This window comes from Alkalihalobacillus alcalophilus ATCC 27647 = CGMCC 1.3604 (genome assembly GCF_000292245.2).
Taxonomy (GTDB): domain Bacteria; phylum Bacillota; class Bacilli; order Bacillales; family Bacillaceae_D; genus Alkalihalobacillus; species Alkalihalobacillus alcalophilus.
In genome coordinates, this window is the sequence record NZ_ALPT02000169.1 from 1 (window position 1) to 797 (window position 797).

Sequence of the window (797 nt, forward strand, 5' to 3'; positions counted from 1 at the left end):
TATAATCACGAAAAGTTTTTTCACTTTGTTTTGTTTCTGAAGCTTTCGCAGTCTTTGAGTTAGCACGAAAACGTTTCTGAACTTTCGGAGGCAATGATGTGACAAGAACTTCGTATTGTTTCCCGCCACGACCGCCAGTAGTTGACTTTATAGCTTCGGCTTTGAGTTTCCCTTCCGAAATCTGCTTCCTGACAGAACGTTCTTGTATTTGAAGTAATTCCGCTGCTTCTTTCACGCTGATATAACATGCTTCGCTCATACCTATCCTCCTTGTCTTAAATCTCAACGGTCTATACAAACCCTTTAAAGGTGTGTTATACTCGCTTTAAATTATTTGTTTTTCTCGTGGCTGCCGTTCGCATCGGCAGCCTTTTTCATTTCCCTGACTAACGCAACTTTGTTCTCGACTGGTTCGAACGCCTCGCGAATTGAACGCTCCATACACTCAATCGCTTCGATTTCACTGTAAGCTTCAGAAAGCATTTCCTTCACTCGCAGATATAGAGATTGTCGTTGGAAGTCGAGTGACTCTAGTTGCTTCTCGACAATAGACTGCCTTGCATCTGTCGAAAATTTTGTTGATCCCTCTTTGATAGAAGAATTACTTTCTGCTAGTTCGGCAACTTGACTAAGGATAGAAACGATTCCGTTTTTGGTCATTTTTTATTTCCCCTTCCTTGATTAAGCTGTCTCTTGAATATCGAGACGCTCCAAAATGATTTTTCGGTAACGGTGGTTCGGGCGAACGCCGCTAATGATTTCCGATAAACGACTGATAGGAATGCCCTCTTGTCTGC

Annotated in this window: 2 protein-coding genes; both read right to left on the reverse strand. The window is 42.3% G+C overall.

Annotated elements, in window-relative coordinates:
* Positions 1-259 (reverse strand): MerR family transcriptional regulator (locus BALCAV_RS20925; RefSeq protein ID WP_040324346.1); only part of this gene is annotated, 259 nt, incomplete at its 3' end.
* 71 nt (positions 260-330) lie between these two features.
* Entirely contained in the window at positions 331-660 is a 330-nt protein-coding gene (locus BALCAV_RS20930; RefSeq protein ID WP_003321241.1) for a hypothetical protein, read from the reverse strand.
* Positions 661-797 lie beyond the last annotated feature (137 nt).